The 17,034-nt window shown below is 58.2% G+C and carries 17 protein-coding genes; 6 read left to right on the top strand and 11 right to left on the bottom strand.

The window, feature by feature from the left end; translation table 11 throughout:
• Positions 1-537 precede the first annotated feature (537 nt).
• On the top strand, positions 538-1,905 hold the full coding sequence (locus M9Q49_RS24975; RefSeq protein ID WP_254511967.1) for a porin: 1,368 nt from the start codon (positions 538-540) through the stop codon (positions 1,903-1,905).
• Between the two features lie 170 nt (positions 1,906-2,075).
• Here the strand turns inward: M9Q49_RS24975 and M9Q49_RS24970 are convergent, their stop codons facing one another.
• Positions 2,076-2,297 carry a hypothetical protein gene (locus tag M9Q49_RS24970; protein WP_254511966.1) on the bottom strand — a complete coding sequence of 74 codons (222 nt, stop codon included), beginning with the start codon at positions 2,295-2,297 and terminating at the stop codon, positions 2,076-2,078.
• A gap of 180 nt (positions 2,298-2,477) precedes the next feature.
• Between M9Q49_RS24970 and M9Q49_RS24965 the strand changes: the two genes are divergently transcribed.
• From M9Q49_RS24965 to feoB, 4 genes are read left to right on the top strand one after another with little or no spacing between them, the layout of a single operon-like run.
• Positions 2,478-2,720, top strand: coding sequence for a FeoA family protein (locus M9Q49_RS24965; protein ID WP_254511965.1), 243 nt, complete (start codon positions 2,478-2,480; stop codon positions 2,718-2,720).
• Positions 2,717-2,941, top strand: coding sequence for a FeoA family protein (locus M9Q49_RS24960; protein ID WP_254511964.1), 225 nt, complete (start codon positions 2,717-2,719; stop codon positions 2,939-2,941). Before M9Q49_RS24965 ends, M9Q49_RS24960 begins: the two co-directional genes overlap by 4 nt.
• 23 nt (positions 2,942-2,964) lie before the next feature.
• Positions 2,965-3,798 carry a hypothetical protein gene (locus tag M9Q49_RS24955; RefSeq protein WP_254511963.1) on the top strand — a complete coding sequence of 278 codons (834 nt, stop codon included), beginning with the start codon at positions 2,965-2,967 and terminating at the stop codon, positions 3,796-3,798.
• Positions 3,799-3,819: 21 nt separating this feature from the next.
• The gene (feoB, locus tag M9Q49_RS24950) at positions 3,820-6,123 is read left to right on the top strand and encodes a ferrous iron transport protein B (RefSeq protein ID WP_254511962.1); all 2,304 of its coding nucleotides are present in this window, start codon (positions 3,820-3,822) and stop codon (positions 6,121-6,123) included.
• A 25-nt stretch (positions 6,124-6,148) separates the two neighbouring features.
• Here the strand turns inward: feoB and M9Q49_RS24945 are convergent, their stop codons facing one another.
• The 10 genes from M9Q49_RS24945 to M9Q49_RS24900 form a co-directional block, all read right to left on the bottom strand.
• Positions 6,149-6,961: a formylmethanofuran dehydrogenase subunit C gene (locus M9Q49_RS24945; protein ID WP_254511961.1), complete on the bottom strand. Its 813-nt coding sequence runs from the start codon at positions 6,959-6,961 to the stop codon at positions 6,149-6,151.
• A gap of 20 nt (positions 6,962-6,981) precedes the next feature.
• Positions 6,982-8,625, bottom strand: a complete 1,644-nt coding sequence (locus M9Q49_RS24940) for a formylmethanofuran dehydrogenase subunit A (RefSeq protein WP_254511959.1) — start codon at positions 8,623-8,625, stop codon at positions 6,982-6,984.
• Positions 8,626-8,631: 6 nt separating this feature from the next.
• Positions 8,632-9,240, bottom strand: coding sequence for a Uma2 family endonuclease (locus M9Q49_RS24935; protein ID WP_254511957.1), 609 nt, complete (start codon positions 9,238-9,240; stop codon positions 8,632-8,634).
• A 53-nt stretch (positions 9,241-9,293) separates the two neighbouring features.
• A complete protein-coding gene (locus M9Q49_RS24930; RefSeq protein ID WP_254511955.1) occupies positions 9,294-10,658 on the bottom strand; it encodes a formylmethanofuran dehydrogenase subunit B in 1,365 nt (454 codons plus the stop codon).
• Positions 10,659-10,680: 22 nt separating this feature from the next.
• Positions 10,681-12,387: a thiamine pyrophosphate-binding protein gene (locus tag M9Q49_RS24925; protein WP_254511953.1), complete on the bottom strand. Its 1,707-nt coding sequence runs from the start codon at positions 12,385-12,387 to the stop codon at positions 10,681-10,683.
• A 35-nt stretch (positions 12,388-12,422) separates the two neighbouring features.
• Positions 12,423-12,770 (bottom strand): DUF4288 domain-containing protein, encoded by a 348-nt coding sequence (locus M9Q49_RS24920; protein ID WP_254511951.1) that lies wholly within the window; start codon positions 12,768-12,770, stop codon positions 12,423-12,425.
• Between the two features lie 77 nt (positions 12,771-12,847).
• A complete protein-coding gene (locus tag M9Q49_RS24915; protein WP_254511949.1) occupies positions 12,848-13,171 on the bottom strand; it encodes a DUF971 domain-containing protein in 324 nt (107 codons plus the stop codon).
• A gap of 211 nt (positions 13,172-13,382) precedes the next feature.
• Positions 13,383-14,531 (bottom strand): prenyltransferase/squalene oxidase repeat-containing protein, encoded by a 1,149-nt coding sequence (locus M9Q49_RS24910; RefSeq protein WP_254511947.1) that lies wholly within the window; start codon positions 14,529-14,531, stop codon positions 13,383-13,385.
• A gap of 202 nt (positions 14,532-14,733) precedes the next feature.
• Positions 14,734-15,204, bottom strand: a complete 471-nt coding sequence (locus tag M9Q49_RS24905) for a flagellar basal body-associated FliL family protein (RefSeq protein ID WP_254511946.1) — start codon at positions 15,202-15,204, stop codon at positions 14,734-14,736.
• A gap of 124 nt (positions 15,205-15,328) precedes the next feature.
• The gene (locus M9Q49_RS24900) at positions 15,329-16,207 is read right to left on the bottom strand and encodes a DUF3472 domain-containing protein (RefSeq protein WP_254511944.1); all 879 of its coding nucleotides are present in this window, start codon (positions 16,205-16,207) and stop codon (positions 15,329-15,331) included.
• Positions 16,208-16,517: 310 nt separating this feature from the next.
• Here M9Q49_RS24900 and M9Q49_RS24895 point away from each other — a divergent pair, with 310 nt between their 5' ends.
• Complete coding sequence (locus M9Q49_RS24895; protein WP_254511942.1) at positions 16,518-16,958, top strand: Hsp20/alpha crystallin family protein; 441 nt, start codon at positions 16,518-16,520, stop codon at positions 16,956-16,958.
• Positions 16,959-17,034 lie beyond the last annotated feature (76 nt).

Raw genomic sequence — 17,034 nt, 5'->3', positions numbered from 1 at the left:
TGGAGGCGTCACGGGCGTATTGCTGATTCTCAGACCAGACGAACCACCCAAAATAGCGGCAATAATGTGCGATATCTGGAGCGAGGTATTGCACCCGTTTTTCGTCGTTAAGTCTTTTATAGAAATGACTTAGTAAGAAATCGGCGATTTGAGTCAGCTGCAATATTCTGGGGGTACGAAAGGGGGGCTGGCATGAGCCCCATAATTGCCTCGCTGGCCATTCACAGGCAAGAAGTTGTTCCGCTCACGGAAGCCGGGCAAGCTGCGGCGACCTTTCGCCGCAAGCAGACCTTTTCGATAGCTCCGCGAGTATTAATTATTCCAAAAGCTCCGCACGAAACAGTTAATACGGCCAGGAACTCGGGACAGGAGTTCTGTGCCTGCCCGAGTGAACTGAAGTCCGAGAGCGGTGGGAACATCTGCATTAGCGGGTGTCGCTCTGCACGGGGACCGCAGGCGGTTGCGGTGCAAGTTGGTCACTCGACCAACACGGACAATAAGCAGCGTGCATGACACATGCACCACGAGGAACTTGGAATGAAATTTAATTGGCTTGCTGCCGCGACGATGAGCATCGCGACATCTTTGGGCCTGCCGCTGATTGCCGGCGCGCAGACCACCTATACGGTCGCTGACTTTACCCAACCTGTCGAAGGGCCGCCGCAGCCGCCCGTCGAGGCTCGGCCCCATGGCGCCGTGCCGCCGGCTCCGCGCATGGAACCGCAAGCTGCCGCCCCGGCCGAAGCACCTGCCGAGGAAGAAGAAGCCAAGTGCGATCCTTGGCGGCTGTTCTGCCAGAAGGAAAAATGCTGGAACATCAACGGCTTCGTGCATGGCGGCTGGACCGGCAACCCCGACAGCCCCCCGAGCCGTTACAACGGTCCGGTGACCTTCAACGATCGCAACGAAGCGATGTTGAACCAACTGTACATCGTTGGCGAAAAGACCATCGATCGCGAAACCTGCTGCTGGAATTGGGGTGGCCGCATCGATGCTCTGTACGGCAGCGATTACATCTTCACACAGTCGAACGGCTGGGAAACCGACATCGTCGGCGCACCGAAGTGGAACGGCAGCCCGTTCTACGGCCTGGCCATTCCGCAGCTCTACGCCGAAGTGGGTAACGAGCAGAACTCGATCAAGATCGGTCACTTCTACACCGTGATCGGTTACGAAGTGGTGCCCGCCAACGGCAACTTCTTCTACTCGCACGCTTACACGATGCAGTACGGCGAACCCTTCACCCACTGGGGTATCTTGGGTTCGTACAAGTGGAATGACGAAATCAACCTGAACTACGCCTTGGTGAATGGTTGGGATGCCCTCAATCGTTCGCAAGACGATCCAGGTTTCATTCTCGGTCTGACCTGGACGGGCGAACGGGATACGCTTGCGTTCAACGTCATGTTCGGCAAAGAGCCGACCGTGAACAACGCGAACGATTACACCAATCGCTACATGCACAGCTTGGTCTATACCTGGAACATCAGCGACAGCTGGCAGTACATCTTCCAGCATGACTTCGCCAGCCAGGACAACGCCGATCGCGCTGGTGCCAATCAAGCTCAGTGGTACGGCGTGAACCAATACCTCTTCTACAAGATCAACGATTGCTGGAAGTGGGGTCTGCGTGGCGAATGGTTCCGCGACGATGCTGGTGTTCGCGTGACCGGCCTGCGTCCGGACGCTGGCCAGCCGCTGGCCGGCTCGGGCTTCTCGGGCAGCTTCTACGAAGTCACGACGGGCCTGAACTGGACCCCGACTTCAAACCTGACCGTGCGGGCTGAATACCGCTACGACAAGTTCGATGGCAACGCCGTTGCCGGTGCCGCTGCCCAGCCTTACGGCGATGGCACGCGGTCGGATCAGTCGCTGGTCGCTCTCGACTTCATCTACTTGTACTAAGCGTGTAGCTCTTACGCTCTCCGCGTGAGGACTAACCACAGTTCAAATCAACGCCGGGGCTGCAATAATTGCGGCCCCGGTTTTTGTTTCTTGATGGGCTCAGCACATCGCCTCACCACGCGGAGCGTGATGACTACACTCAGCCTTACTGCGGAGCGTGATGGCTATACTCAGGCCGTCAGCTGCCGGCGGTTCATCGTCAGCAACACAAAGCCAGCGATCACTGCGAGGATGCCAGCTAGTGGATTGATAAAGATCGTGTGTGGTCGCGAAACGTCCCACGCGAACAACCCTGCGGGCCCGACAACGGTCTCGGTCGAGAAGAAAGTGAAGCTCCGAATCAGCAGAGCAAGAATACCGAGCACGATCAAAGTTAGTCCTGCGATCCGCATAAAAGTGCCTTTCCAGTTGTCAATCGATGGTGTTGACTTCCTTGCTGTGCGTTTTCCCGCAGCAAACTTAAGCAAGTGATGTGCCAGTTGCCTCACTGGCTTTGCCGACGCATTCGGCATATATTGATACCCGTTCTCAGTTAGCCCGCCGCTGCACTCTCCCGCCTCTTCGAGCTCGTCATGGACCTCATTCCTCTGCAGATGTTGCCCGCCGGTCAGGCCGCGCGGATCGATCATTTGCTTGGCGATCCGAACGATGTGCAGCGGTTGCAGGAGATGGGCCTGCGCGAAGGTGCCAGTATCGAAATGGTCCAGCCTGGCAGCCCCTGCATCGTGCGACTCGGCAGCTCGAAGGTTTGTTTGCGCGATGCCAACCTGTTTCAGATTCTGGTGCAGCCGCTCGCCAGCGCGAGGTCGGCATGAGAACTCTCGCGCAGCTCGCGGTCGGCGAATCGGCCACCGTCGCCTCCGTGACCGACGCCGATGAGATCAGCATTCGCCTGATGGAAATGGGGCTGATCCCCGGCACTGAATTGACCGTGCTCGGCGTCGCGCCGCTGGGTGATCCTCTGGAAATCGAAGTTCGCGGCTACCGCCTCAGCATTCGCAAGAGCGAAGCCGCCCGCGTGCAATTGACGACCTAACCTCGCCGAGAACAGGTCGCGCTATGAGCGAGCACATCGCATCCATCTTTGGTTCTGCTGAAAATTTCGAACGCCTGTCGGAAATGCACAGCCAATTGTTGGCAGCCGTGGCAACCTACACGAAGCGTGACAGGTTTGCCGATCAGCAATTGACGACGTTCATTCCTCGGCGAGGACTTGCTGCTCGTCACAACGGACTGATGATTGTCGGTCGCGCTCCCAATGGTTGGGCTACACCTTGGACGGTCGCCGATATCGCCGATTCGTCGTACTGTTCGAAGGTCGTGGCTGCCGCTACTGAAGAATTCACTTCCACTGAATGCCCGATGTACTGGGTGGAAAAGCCGCAAGACTGGAATTGGAAACGAAGCGCGTTCAGCCGGTTGATGTATCAACTGACACATCATTTTCTTCGCGATGAATTGATCCAATCGAAACGCGAGAGCGATGAAGCAGCTTCGACCAAAACTGGTTGGTACAGTCACCTGATCTGGTCGAACCTTTATAAAGTGGCGCCCTACAACGGTGGAAATCCAGGCAATCGCTTATGTACGGCGCAAGAGAATGCCTGCAAAAATTATTTCACGAGCGAACTCGAGATCTGGCGTCCGCGGCGCGTCGTCTTGGTAACGGGGTGGAATTGGGCTGAGCCATTCGTGAATCAATTCGTCAGCACCGGCGTCAATGCAAAGCGATCACATGTGGAGTGGGCAGGCTGGATTGAACTACCGGAGAGTAAGAGTCAACTTCCACTGGTCGTTTGCAAACGCCCCGAGTTTCGACGTGCAGCCGATCTCGTAACTGCGATCGACTCGGCTTTTCAGGCACTCGGTGTCCCGCCCCCATCCGCAAACTAGAGACAGTGAGACCGGATTTTCATGACTGCAGCGGCAACTTCCCCGGCGACGATCAGCGTCGCCCTGATTGGTAATCCCAACACTGGCAAGAGCACTCTCTTCAACGCTCTCTCGGGCGGCCGCGTTCGCACCGGAAACTATCCGGGCGTTACGGTCGAAAAAAAGTCAGGCCGAGCAGAGTTCCACGGCCGGCAATTTCGGCTTGTCGATCTCCCGGGCACTTACAGTCTCGCGCCGAAGTCGCCCGATGAAATGGTCGCGGTCGATGTGCTCCTCGGCCGTCGCAAAGACGAGCCGCAGCCCGATGTGGTGCTGTGCATCGTCGATGCGAGCAATCTCGAACGCAATTTTTATCTGCTGAGTCAGGTTCTCGATCTGGGGCTGCCGGCGGTCGTTGCGGTCAACATGATGGACCTCGCCGAATCGCGCGGCGTGAAGATCTCGCTCGATAAGTTGGCCGCCAAAGTGCCGGTGCAGTTTGTTGCGGTGCAAGCGAATCAGGGAAAGGGAATCAACGAGCTGAAGCAAGCGCTCGCCGCGGCTGCAGAAAAGCCGGCGACGAAAATCGACAGCCCGTTTCCGGCGGCATTTCAGGAGGAAGTGCGCAAGCTGTCCGTGCTGACGCAGAAGAACGCCGAACCACTGCCCCGCTATCTCGCTGAGCGCTTGTTGCTCGACACCAGCGGCTATCTCGCCGGTGCGGAATTGCCGGGTGTTTCGCAGGAATTGCTCAAAGAACTTCCCGCCGCTCGCGAACGATTGAAGCAGGCCGGCGCGCCGGTTCCCGCTGTCGAAGCCATGGCCCGCTATCAATGGGCTGGCGAAGTGCTGAAGTCCGCGGTCGCGCGCCCGAAAGAACGGACCGATACGTTCAGCGATAAGGTCGATCGTGTCTTGACGCACCGCGTTTATGGCACGCTCGTCTTTATGGTGGTGATGTTTGTTCTCTTCCAATCTGTGTCGTGGATCGCCGAACCGGCCGGAGCTGCCACCGATTGGTTGGTCGGCGCAGCGGGGGATTTCGTCAAATGGCTCATCCCCGCTGGTCCGCTGCAATCGCTCCTCGCGAATGGCGTGGTGGCCGGAGTCGGTGGCGTGATCGTGTTCTTGCCGCAGATTCTCACGCTGTTTCTTTTCATCGCCATCCTCGAAGACTGCGGCTACATGGCCCGCGCTGCGTACCTGATGGACAAGCTGATGGTCCGCGTCGGCTTGAGCGGCAAGAGTTTCATTCCGCTCCTCACTTCGTTTTCGTGCGCTATCCCCGGCATCATGGCAGCCCGTGTGATTGAGAACCGCCGCGATCGCCTGGTAACGATGCTCGTTGCACCGCTTATGAGTTGCAGTGCGCGCATACCTGTGTATGTGCTGCTGATTGAAACCTTTTTTCCTGACAGGACATGGCTCTGGGGCGTCATCAGTCTCAAAGGACTCGTTTACCTCGCCATGTATTCGCTCGGCGCGGTCGTCGGCATCGGCATCGCCTGGCTGTTGAAACTGACGATTCTCCGCGGCCCCACTCCGCCGTTCGTCCTCGAACTGCCGAGCTACAAATGGCCTGGCCCTTGGATCGTTTTGCATCGCATGTTTGAGCAAGGTTGGGCGTTTGTCTATCGCGCGGGAACGCTCATTTTGCTGGTGCAAATCGTCGTCTGGGCCTTGGCATATTATCCGCACGATGAGCGTGTGCTCGCCGCCGGCGTGCGCGATCGCGAAGCAGCTTTGCTGGCGGAAGTGGAACCGTTGAAGCAAGATTTCGAAGAGTACGATGCGAAGCTGAATGCCGCAAAAATCAGCGACAAAGAAAAGGAGAAGGACTCTGCCTACGTCGCCAAAAAAGAAGCCTTTGAAGCCAAGCAAGCAGAGCTCGACGACGTGCAGGGACACATCGCTGGCACACTGCTTGAAAACAGTTACCTCGGCCGCGCGGGCAAAGCCATCGAACCCGCCGTCAAACCGCTCGGCTGGGATTGGAAGCTCGGCTCAGCTGCCATCGCTTCGTTCCCTGCGCGAGAAGTGATAGTGGCGACTCTGGGCACCATCTATAACCTGGGCGAAGGTGCTGAAGCAGATTCGACGCCGCTGCACGAACAACTCAAAGACGCCAAATGGGACGGCACCGACAAACCGGTTTACACTCGGCCCGTCGCGCTGTCGGTGATGGTGTTCTTCGCGCTGTGTGCTCAGTGCGCGTCGACCCTGGCCATCATGAAACGCGAAACTGGCTCCTATTGGTGGCCGATCTTCACGTTCTTCTACATGACCGGCCTGGCCTACGTTGGCGCGTTCATCGCCTATCAAGGCGGCACTTGGCTGGGGCTGTGATTCTTGATTTAGGAAAAGACAAAGCCTAAGAAGCCGCTTGCCACACGAGGATCTCGCCCTTGTCAGAGACGGCCAGATCGCCGGAATAATGGCGATACACGCTATTGTCGCCGTGAGGAAGCTTAACGCCGAGTGGCTGCAGATATTTCGCAATCAAGCTGACGAAAGTGGGATTGGTATCTGCCGCCTGCGTGAACGTCGGCATGAGGTGCAGCGGCTTGAGCGAGATGATCGTGCCGCGCTTCATCCACGCGCCAGTGCGAATCTCGGCGCCGCTCAGCAGAATGATCGTGCCGCCCTTCATTTGCAGACCGGCGAAGTCCTGAGCCGGACCGCCGACGACGATCGTGCCGCGGCGCATCCGCATGCCGACCTCCACACCCGCCGCGCCGTCGACAATGATCGTGCCATTGGTCATGCCCCGCAGCGAACCGCGATAGGCAGCGCCGATCTGGCCACCCGCGTTGCCGTGGACATGAATCAGACCGTCGCGCATCTCAGCGCCGATCCAGTCGCCGGCATCGCCGTGAACTTCAATCCTGCCGCCGCGCATGTACGCGCCCAGGTGCGTGCCAGCCGAGCCGCGGATGACAACGCTGCCGCGCGACATGCGATGGCCGATCCAACGAACTTTGTGCAACCCGCCGTGTAACTCCAAATCGGCACTTCGCTCTCCCTCGACGTCAAAAAACTCATCTAGCCGAACTTGCCGTTTACCATGAAAGACGGTGAGGGCTCGAATCTCGGCATTCGACAAATCGGCCATGACGTCCGGCGACAGCACTTCAGCTTCGAGAGGTACGGTCGGTTCGCGTTTGAGATAGAAGGTGATTGTCATGAGTTGGACAAGCTCTGCGCTCAAGGTTGATCTGCAGGAACGCAGTTTTGCAAATGCGGCCGATCGATTCGCTCCAGCGCGACCGGATAGTTTTCGAACGACATCGTATAGCAATCTTCGAACAGCGGGCGCATGAAGTCTTCGGTGCTCGGGTCGTAAGCAGGACGGACCAGATATTCGCGACCCTGCGGCGCTTCGCGAATTTCGCCGTCCTCGAGCACCAGCTCGCCACCTTTGATCACGTAACGCGGATGGCTGAACATGCGCGCGACGTTGTCGTCGTAATCGTAAATCACCAGATCAGCATCGCTGCCGACGCTGAGATTTCCCTTGTGATGCAAACCGAGCGCTCGCGCCGGACCAGCCGACATCGCCGTGGCGACATCGAGCAGTGTGTATTCGCGATCGATCTCCGGCAGCTTGATTTTTCCTTTGATTTTGTCCGGCAATCGCTTCAGGGCTTCTTTGCGAACATCGGACCGCATCAGCAGCTCGATGATTTCCGGGTATCGCCAGAAGCAACCGCCGTTGGGATGATCGGTCGACAGAAAGACTTGCCAAGGGCTTTGGATGAGCAGCAGCAATTCCAAGCCGGCTGCCCATTGCACCGCGTTCACCAGGTTGCTGGGGCGATAGGTGTACGGCACGATGCCGCAGCCGGTTTCGTTTTCGACATCGATGTTGCCCCACTTCCGCCCGGTCAACTTGTACAGCAAATGCTGCCACGGCCCATCGGCGGTGATGGTGACGGTATCGCCAAAGACGACTGCGCCGGCATCGGTGGTGATATTCGGATGCGTGTTGAAATACTCGGCTAGTTCCATCGTGGCCGAGCACATGGTGTCCCAGCCGTCGCCGCCGTAAGCGTGGTACTGTGAGTGAGCGATGTGAGCGCGACGGCCTTCGAGATGCTTGAGCGTGTCGAGCGTCGTCGAGATGTTGCCCGGCGCGCCAAGATTGTTGCAATGCAAATGAATCGGATGCGGCAAACCCAGATCGTCGCAGATCTGCGCGAGCTGCGTGACGATGCTGCCGGGCGTGAGATTGTGATAACCTTCGACGGGCGAGGTGAGCTGTTTGGCGTCTTTACCCCACTTCCACGCTGCGACTCCGCCAGGATTCACCGCTTTAATGCCGTACGACTTCGCGGCCCACAGATACCAGGCGACGACTTGCTTGGCCCGCTCGTACTCCCCCTTCTCGAGTTGATCGAGCATGATCTCGTTGTTGGCCATCAGCGTGAGCGAGGCCTTGTCGACAATCGGAATATCGGCAAGCTCTTCGTGTGTGTGTCGAGCATTCAGCACCGGCACGGCGGCTTCGTTGAGCGTGGTGAAACCCATGCCGGCATACAGATAGCCCGTAGCGAAAGTCGTCGGGGCCATGCCGCCGAGGCCGCTGCGGCGGGTCTTCGTCCGCATGAAGGCTTGCGTACGGCGATGATCTTCGGGGGTCATCGCGCGAGCAAAGTTGATCGCGCCGCCGGCGACATGCGTGTGTACATCGACACCGCCGGGAAAAATGATCATGCCGCTCGCATCAATCGTGCGACCGCCCTCGGCAGCCGCAGCAAACCGCCCATCATCGCCGATGAAGATGTCTTTGATCTTGCCATCGATCCCATTGGCTGGGTCGTAGACTTTTCCGCCCGTGATACGCAGCATGATCTCTCACTTCGGCGGACAAACTGGCAATTGAAAACCGGGGAGGAGCTCGGTGGTGTAGACATCGCGCGGGCCGTAGTCGGAAATCTCCCACGACTGCCGCGCCGCGCTGCGGTGATAAACACGCAACGTCGGGCCGTTGTCGTCGGCGTATTTATCGAAGACCCAATATTCGCGAATGGACGGCACGAGTTGATAGAGCTCAACGTTGCGGACGTAGTCCTTTTCGGAATTGAACGGACTGGCAATTTCTACCACGATCATGGGGCTGATGTCTTGCCACTTGACCTCTCGGCCTGGCGGGCAGCTTTGATAGAGGGCGAAATCGGGTTCGGGGCAAGTCGTCTTTGTCTTGCCTGGGATAAAAACCCGAGAGGCACTCGAGAGCCGCGCGACAACCGCCGGATTCTTTACGCGATAAATCGTTAGCAACTCGTTTACATGCGACAGCATCCAGTCATGCGGATAATTTGGAAAAGGCGACACGTACAACCTCCCCTCGATGAGTTCGTACCGGTAGCCTTCCTCGTAATCTCCTGCGAGAAATTCTTCGTACGTCAGCTCGCGGCCGTGATCGTCGTGGCCGAGGTGCCGCTGCAGCGTGCCAGTCGCCATGTTGGTTCCTCCTACCGCATTGTAGATCAACGGCCGATCGAATCCCACGTCGCTTATTCCGCGTGCAGCATTCGCGGCTGGCTTCCTTCTGCGAGCCAGAACGGCTTTTCTGCGACGGCGGCTTTGATTTTTTGAATGACTTCGATATCGGTCGGATAGGGCGACGTGAGGGCCGGTTTGAGCGGCATCGAGAGCTCATCCATGCGATAAGCAGTGCCGCCAGCGGCAAGGCCGTGCGGCGCAGTGGTGATGTGTACGCGGGCCAGTTGGCTGGTGCGCGTGATCTGCGGATCGAGCACGATGGTGGGAATGCGTCGGAGATGGTCGATTGCAGCCGGCGGCAGCGCGGGAACAGGATCGGCGCCGATGATGATCGCGGCGTCGCAGTCGCCACGCGAGAGGACTTCTTCGGTCGAAAACTCTCCCGGGTTGTAGCGCGGATAGCCGCGGTTAAACGACACGCTGAAGGGATAACCGGTTTGCCAACGCATGACGGCGTCGGCGCCAGTGACATTGCCATGGCCTGGCATTGGCATGGCGACGAACTTAGTAAACGCGTTCAGCTCGGCGGCGAGCAAAAGAATGGACGCACTATTCATGTAGTTGCCGCGCGTCATCGACAAGCCGGTGCTGAAGAAAAAACAGCCGAACTTGCAGCTCTTCATGCGCGTAATCAAATCGACCAGCTGCTCGCGATTCAGTCCCGTTTCGGCGATGGCGGAGTCGGCGACTTCATGGCCTCGCAGCATCGCGCACAGAATCGCGATCAGTTCAAAGTCGCTCGCTGGCGTGACCCGCAGCACTAGATCGGCTTCTTCCGAGCTCTTGCTCTCTTCGACATTCACCAGCACCATGGTGCGATCGGCCCGGCCGTGCGGCAGGAACTTGCTTTTTCGCATGACGGTGTAGCGCGACATGTGGCGCGGATAACTCTCCTCCGGATCGACGCCCCAATACACGACCAGGTCGGCCCGCTGCTTCACTTCGCCGAGGGTACACGTTACCTTGCCACCCATCTGCACGGCGATTTGTGTCAGATCATGGCGATCGCTGTCGAGCAGACCGCCGAGTTGATCGGCGAGCGCGACGCATTCCTTCTGCGCTTCGCAACTGGTGTTGCTCAATCCGTAGATCAGCGGCATATCGGCAGCATGCAAATAGTCCGCTGCCGCCGCGACAGCCTGATCGAGCGTCGCTTCTTTGCCGTCGATCAACGCCGCAGGAAAATTCTTCGCCGTGGTGTAATTCAAAAACCAAGGCGTACCGAGTTCGCAGGCTCGCCTGGCTTCGTGAATGCGGACGTCATCGTGGTGCAGCTCGATATCGTCGCAGACGCAGCTGCAAGCAGTGCACGTGGCGTTGTGGATGATCTGCAAAGTCATGATGGAGCCGGCGCGGGAAAGGGAGCTGCGAGCCATCCATTGTAATCCACGGCTCGCGCTAACCGTATTGCAAACGCGGTTGCGTCACGCGGCTGATCGGCACGTCGATCAGGAGCGGCCGATTCCCTTGCCAGGCGGTTTGAATCGCGGCGCAAAGTTCATCGGGCTCACTGATCCGTTTGGCAGCGACACCGAAACCTTCGGCGACTTTGACGAAGTCAACTTCCGGGCCGACGAGATCGAGGCCTTCGTACTGATCATTCAACGCATGCGGCAGCTGCAGACCCTTCGCGCCGATTTTCAGGATTTGATATTGCGCGTTGTTGCAGATGACAAAGACAACTGGCAGGTTGTATTTCGCCGCCGACCAGAGCCCTTGAATGCCGTAGCCCGCTGCGCCTTCGCCGAGCAGGGCGAGAACGGGCCGATCGGGCCAAGCGAGTTTGGCGCCGATGGCGACACCCATTCCCCAGCCGAGCGCCCAGCCGCGATGACCGAAGTAGCCGGTGGTGTTTTTCAATGCGCCGAGACGCTCGAAGGTGGTGTTCGTCGTTGTCACGGCTTCTTCGATAACGGCCACATCGGGCGGCAGAATATTCGCGAGCGCACCCATGAGTGCCAGTGGCGTGAGAGGTCGTTTGTCGGCATCGGCGGCGATTTGCGTTTTCAATCGTTCGCGGGCGGCAAGGTGTTCGGCCGTGTGCCGCAGTTTGCGATTGGCGATCAGCTCGCGCTGTTCCGGCGGCAGCTGCGGCACGATCATTTTCAGCATCGAGCCGAAATCGGCGAGGCCCGCTTTGGTATCGCCAAGCACGCCGACATCGAGCGGATAGTTTTTGCCGAGCTGATACGGATCTTCGTCGAGATGCACCAGCCGAATATGCTCCGGCAACGGCCGCGGCGGATCGTAGTAGACATACAGACGCAGCAGATCCATGCCGACAACGAGGAGTGCATCGTACTCTTTCAAACGCTCGCGCACTTCCGGCGACCAGAGCGGCAGGCCCTGGCCATAGAGCGGATGGTCGCAAGGAAACGGCAGCCGTCCGTGCGTGGTGCCGGGCTCGGCGATGACGGGCGCGCCAAGCCGCTCGGCTACATCGACCAATTCCTGCACGGCATCTCGCTCGACAATCCGACTACCGGCGAGAATGGCGGGGTTCTTCGCGCTCAGCAGCACTTCGATGGCCCGCTGCAGCGATTCCATCGGCGGCCTGACGCGCGTGTTCGGCACTTGCGGCGGCGTGAGGTCGAGCCCCTCGGTCAGTTCCATCTGCACATCAATGGGCAGCGACAAAAACACCGGCCCCGTCGGAGGTGTTAGCGCAATTTGCACCGCGCGACGAACCGCGTTCGGCAGATCCTGCACGCGGTTCACTTCGCACGACCATTTCGTCCACGGCTTGGTGACGCTGACCATGTCGCCGGCAAGAATCGGCTCTTCGAACTTCAGCCGGCGATCTTGTTGCCCCGCCGTGACGAGCAGCGGCGTTCCTTCGCGAAAGGCGTTGTAAAGAATGCCCATCGCATGACCGAGGCCGCAGCTGATGTGCAGATTCACCACCGCGAGCTTGCCCGACGCCATCGCGTAGCCGTCGGCCATCCCCATGACCGGCACTTCCTGCAGGCCAAGGATGTATTGAAACCGCTTGTCGGTGACAAGCGCTTCATTGAGCGGCAACTCCGTCGTGCCGGGGTTGCCGAAAATATATTTCACGCCGCTGCCATGCAGCAGCTCGAGCATTGCCTGGATGCCGGTTTTCATCCATGGATTCTAAACGGAACAGAACGAGTGACACATCAGGAGGACGACGCTTCCGCGCCGCCGCTCCGCTCAGCCCCGGTGTCGTAGAACTTGTCTAGGTACTCGTCCTTGCTCAAATCGCTTTTTCGCATGAGCGAGTAGACCTCCGTGCCATCGCCGATCTGCTCATCGAAGATGTGGAAAACATTCATGAATCCAGCGTATGCGCACCCATCAAGGCCTTTCGCATACTCTTCTGCCATGACCTCAGCCCGCGAAACGGCTTTGTCAAAGTTCTCGGCTTTTATTAAGACGACTCGTTCTTCGTAAAACTGCTTGGAACGACCAGCACCTTTCGCATGAAGGAAGATGCACTTCGCGCCATACCAAGGCTCGTCATTCATGAGATCGACTCTTCGAAATTCTCGCGGAGAGCGTTTGCAGCGGGTGTCAGCTACCGCCCTGCACGCATCACTCAAGGCTACGTTTTTTCTCCCAACACCCGCAGCAACTCAAACGTAAAAATCCCCGCGTCATGCCCATCACTGAAGGAGACGTTATACGCGTAATTTCCCAGCGGCCGCATCGACACGATCCGCAGCGGCTGCAGCTGGGCGTCGTTCAAAATCGTCAGCGACTTCAAATTCACCGGCTGCGGCGGCGCGTTGTGCTTCTCACGGCACGTTGCGCAGGGGCAGTTTTCGCGCATTTCTTTGATCGTGCATAACCGCTTTTCGCCGTCGCTCCATTCGATGAGCAGACGATCGGGTTGCGGTTGACTGAGGCCGACGGGGTAGGCGGACATGGGAGCAATGCGTTTTAAAGTAGCTGAATTCGCCAGAATTCAGAGCTGGCAATTCGATCCGAAGAGTACGAAAAGGCGAGTATACAGTATTCTCGCTTGAACTCGTTTCTTCGTCGCGGCAGAACCGATCTCCCTCCAACGCACAACGGCTGGAACAAATTACTTGTTCCAGCCGCTGGTGATTTTCGAAATGCTTCTGCCGGATGCGGTACTACTTCCCGCGGCAGTGGCTCAGGGCGAGGAGGGCGAAGCAGGTGCAGAGGTTAGCATCGCCTTCCATCCATTGGCCGTTGGTGTTCACCCACGCGCCGTCTTCGCGCTGGCGGCTGGCCAGTTCGTCGACAAGTTCTTTTCGCCAGTTGTGTTCCACGCCCTTGGCATCTTTGATGTTCGCTTCGCCGACCACATCCAAGGTCTTGGCGAACGTCTGGTAATAATAGAACAAGCCCGAGCCGCCCATGCCGGGATTGGTCTTCAGGTCGTAGTTCTTGCTGATCCAGCCGTTGACGGCCTTCACGCGCGGGTCGTCTTGCTTCAGACCAGCGAAGATCAAGCTCTTCAGACCGGCATAGCTCATCGTGCCGTAGCTCCGCAGGCCACCCTTGGCCGTCAGTTCGTCTTCCTTCGGCTTGTCGAGAGCGCCGGTGTAATAGAATCCGCCGTCGTTTTCGAGAGCCGCGTACTTGGTGGTGTTGTAGGGCGATTCCAGGTTCTGGCAGCGAGACACAAAGACGAGTGCATTTTGGATGGCAGGATCATCAGCCTTCGCACCGGCGGCATTCAGAGCTTCGACCATGAAGGCCGTGTTCGACAGATCGGGGCGACCTTGGCCGCCAGCGCCGTAGCCGCCGCCGCCAAACATCACGCTGTCTTTGTCGTGGCCTTCTTCGCCGTCGAATTGGTTCGAGCGAATGAACTTGTCGGCCTTCTTCAGGATTTCGTCGTACTTCTTATCCTTGTTGGCGAGGCTGAGGGCGACGACGGCGAGGCAGGTTTCGTAATTCTGAAACCGGCTCTTCGGCGACATGATGGCGCCGCTCGGCTGAGCCGACGATTCGATCAGCTTCAAACCCTTCGCCACGGCTGGGTCCTGCGGCGTGAGACCGTTCTGCAGCATGGCCGCGATGCCGAGCGACGTGATGCCAATGCCGCGCGAGATCGAGCCGTCTTCGGACTGGCCCTTGGTCTTCAAAAACTCCAAGCCTTTTGAGACGGCCGTGTTCAGCTTTTTGGTCTCGTCGGCACTCAGTGCGGAATCTTTCTTTTCCTGGGCCAAGGAAAGGCGCGAGGTCGCGGCCACCAGAGCCACGCTCCCCAAACCTGCCAAGAACAGACGCCGCTGAAGTTGCTTCGCTTGCATAAATCAAATTCCCGAAAAGACCGAGTGGAATAGTGGCGCAGGAAATGTCGCGCTTCGCCTCAACGTAGCACGGCGCATACCGCGGCTGCAATTCGTAACAATCGCATTTTATGCGTCAAAACGAGTCGATTCCGCCGCACGCTTGTCGCCGGGCGCGACAGGCGCGCCGAAAAGAGTGACAAGCGAGATTCCCGCGCGAAACCTACTTCCGCTGGATCGACAGATCGCTGAAGACCACGCTGCGCAGCAAGCGGGTGTGCATCTGCTCGTTGATGGTCGCCATCATTTCGGCCTTCAGATAACTGAGAGCCGGGTCCGACAGATGTTCTGGCTCGGCTTTTTGCACGAGCGCCAAGATCGAATCCCGCAGCCGCGTCTCGTACTTCGGCATCGTCCCAGTGAACTCTTCCTGTTTGGCTTCGGGTACGACGCCGATGAGATGAAAGCGGACGACCAGCTGACCTTCGTCGGCGGGCAACATGCGAGTGACTTTGAATTGCCCCAGGTCGACCTCGGTGTAGGCGTGCGGGTTCTTCTTCATTTGCTCGTCTTCGAGCAACTCCAGCAATTCTGGCACGTCCATCCCCGCCACTTGCACCGGTGCGGCGCCGCATCCCGCCAGACCCACAACGGCCAAGCCGAATGCAAACAGGGTGAACAGGTAAGTGCGCATGACGGGCCCTCAAGAGCAAAGCTCAGGTGGAAAGAGACTCTCGACCAATGAGAACTTACGTCGTGCTGTTGGAGAGGAGCTTCACTCGTCTGGCTGATGCGGGTTCTGCGGCGCGATCACTGTTCTACTTCGCCGGTTGTGCCGGTTCTGCGGGTGATGCCAGCAGCTTTGCCACATCGGCGGGCGGTTGGCGGTCAGCAACGGGCAGGTCGATCGATTTGCTGAGTTCCAGATCGCTGTTCGCCGTTTCGCCACCGGTGGCGAGAAAGAATAGCTGTTCCTTCAAGCCGGCGTTGATAGTCTTGGCTGGATTGTTATCGGCCGTGAACCGGCCGCGCTCGATCGCTTGCCATTTGCCATCGACGAGCACCCAACCGTTGCCGAAGCGAGCCATTCGCGGCTGGGTCGCGGAAACCTTGTTGCGGCGAAAATCTTCGACGAACGAGTAATAGCCGCCGAGCTTTTCATCCTTGGTGAGCGTGCTGAACGTCACCAGCTTCTTCCATTCCTTGGCTTCGTTCATATAGATCCAACCGGTGTAGGCAGTGCGGTCATCCTTCCGCTCGCATGTCACCATTAGGCGATACGTCTCGCCGACTTTCCAATCGAGATCCAAAAACGATTGGCCGCCGGTTCCTTCATTGCCGAAGCGCTTCACCCGCACCGCGTCGTCGTTGTAGAGCAACTTGACGCGATTGTTTTCGTCGACCTTGGTCGGATCGTTCTGCTTGCCCGGATCCCAGACCGAAAAGATCGCCACCTTCCGCTTGTCATCGAGCTGCTGAATGCCGAAGTAGCCGTGGTTGAAACCGCAGACGCAAAAATAAGTCCCCGGCGCCGACTGATCGACGATCACCTCGTTGTAAAAAGCCGTTCCCGCCGCTCCGCGCCATTGCCAGTGGACACTTCGGCAAGCAACGCCGGCTAACTTTTCATCGGCGATAGCGCTTGCAGCAACTACGAGGCAAGCCAGCAAAACGAAGAGCGAGGCGGGGCGTTTCATGGCGGAGTTTCCAGGAAGGAAGGGCGGGAATGACGAATATACCATTCCCGATCGCAGCCTCGCTGGAGCGAACTGTCAGTTTGACAGAGCCGGTTTGCTCGCTGCGGTGAAATTTCAATTTTTGAATCCACTCGCAAGCCGCTGAAAATCAACGACTTGCAAACAGCAGCCGAAATGCTCTTCGCGATTTGGCACAGCTGTTGCTTTCTAGAACTTCAACGCCGAGCCGCAGCGAAGTGCTGAGGACTACGGTGCAATCACTGCAAAAACTAGCTCCTTATTGTTCCGTAATCAGTCGAGAGGTGTTGTCATGGCGCACAGCTGCAAACCCCGTTGGACCGTTGCTTTTCCTCGTTCACTCGATGGCTTGACGCGCGATGTCGAGCAAGCCTTTGATCAACTCGTCGGCACGGCAAGCCATTACGTTCGCGCGTTCGCCGCGCCGGCGAATCTGTGGGAAGAAGATGGCGCTTGGCGCGTCGAAGTCGAACTCCCCGGCATCAAGCAAGAGCAGATCGAGCTGACGCTGGAGAAAAACCTGCTTAAGATCGTTGCCGATCGCCCCGCGCCGGAGGATCGCAAATACCATCATCAAGAGCGGACCTACGGCAAGGTCGAGCGCCAGATCACGCTGCCCGAAACGGCAGATCCAGAATCGATCGAAGCCGAACTCCGCGACGGTGTGCTGCATCTCACATTCAAGAAGAAGCCAGAAGCGCAGCCGCGCAAGATCGTCGTCAAGGTTTCGTAAGAACCCATCGTCGACTTTCGCTCCGCGAAAGTTAAATCGAAGTCAATCGCCAAGTGAATCCGGAACGCGTTCCGCG

Source organism: Anatilimnocola floriformis (genome assembly GCF_024256385.1).
Lineage (GTDB): Bacteria > Planctomycetota > Planctomycetia > Pirellulales > Pirellulaceae > Anatilimnocola > Anatilimnocola floriformis.
The sequence above is the reverse complement of the archived record's forward strand: the minus strand, read 5'-3'. Positions and strand labels throughout refer to the sequence as shown.

What these genes read in the sequence shown, in the direction of transcription:
- M9Q49_RS24965 (WP_254511965.1), top strand. Translation starts at nt 2,478, where the DNA reads ATGGACCTCATTCCTCTGCAGATGTTGCCCGCCGGTCAGGCCGCGCGG.
- feoB (WP_254511962.1), top strand. Translation starts at nt 3,820, where the DNA reads ATGACTGCAGCGGCAACTTCCCCGGCGACGATCAGCGTCGCCCTGATT.
- M9Q49_RS24975 (WP_254511967.1), top strand. Translation starts at nt 538, where the DNA reads ATGAAATTTAATTGGCTTGCTGCCGCGACGATGAGCATCGCGACATCT.
- M9Q49_RS24915 (WP_254511949.1), bottom strand. Translation starts at nt 13,171, where the DNA reads ATGTCCGCCTACCCCGTCGGCCTCAGTCAACCGCAACCCGATCGTCTG.
- M9Q49_RS24920 (WP_254511951.1), bottom strand. Translation starts at nt 12,770, where the DNA reads ATGAATGACGAGCCTTGGTATGGCGCGAAGTGCATCTTCCTTCATGCG.
- M9Q49_RS24930 (WP_254511955.1), bottom strand. Translation starts at nt 10,658, where the DNA reads ATGGCTCGCAGCTCCCTTTCCCGCGCCGGCTCCATCATGACTTTGCAG.
- M9Q49_RS24940 (WP_254511959.1), bottom strand. Translation starts at nt 8,625, where the DNA reads ATGCTGCGTATCACGGGCGGAAAAGTCTACGACCCAGCCAATGGGATC.
- M9Q49_RS24960 (WP_254511964.1), top strand. Translation starts at nt 2,717, where the DNA reads ATGAGAACTCTCGCGCAGCTCGCGGTCGGCGAATCGGCCACCGTCGCC.
- M9Q49_RS24895 (WP_254511942.1), top strand. Translation starts at nt 16,518, where the DNA reads ATGGCGCACAGCTGCAAACCCCGTTGGACCGTTGCTTTTCCTCGTTCA.
- M9Q49_RS24955 (WP_254511963.1), top strand. Translation starts at nt 2,965, where the DNA reads ATGAGCGAGCACATCGCATCCATCTTTGGTTCTGCTGAAAATTTCGAA.
- M9Q49_RS24935 (WP_254511957.1), bottom strand. Translation starts at nt 9,240, where the DNA reads ATGGCGACTGGCACGCTGCAGCGGCACCTCGGCCACGACGATCACGGC.
- M9Q49_RS24945 (WP_254511961.1), bottom strand. Translation starts at nt 6,961, where the DNA reads ATGACAATCACCTTCTATCTCAAACGCGAACCGACCGTACCTCTCGAA.
- M9Q49_RS24925 (WP_254511953.1), bottom strand. Translation starts at nt 12,387, where the DNA reads ATGAAAACCGGCATCCAGGCAATGCTCGAGCTGCTGCATGGCAGCGGC.
- M9Q49_RS24905 (WP_254511946.1), bottom strand. Translation starts at nt 15,204, where the DNA reads ATGCGCACTTACCTGTTCACCCTGTTTGCATTCGGCTTGGCCGTTGTG.
- M9Q49_RS24900 (WP_254511944.1), bottom strand. Translation starts at nt 16,207, where the DNA reads ATGAAACGCCCCGCCTCGCTCTTCGTTTTGCTGGCTTGCCTCGTAGTT.
- M9Q49_RS24970 (WP_254511966.1), bottom strand. Translation starts at nt 2,297, where the DNA reads ATGCGGATCGCAGGACTAACTTTGATCGTGCTCGGTATTCTTGCTCTG.
- M9Q49_RS24910 (WP_254511947.1), bottom strand. Translation starts at nt 14,531, where the DNA reads ATGCAAGCGAAGCAACTTCAGCGGCGTCTGTTCTTGGCAGGTTTGGGG.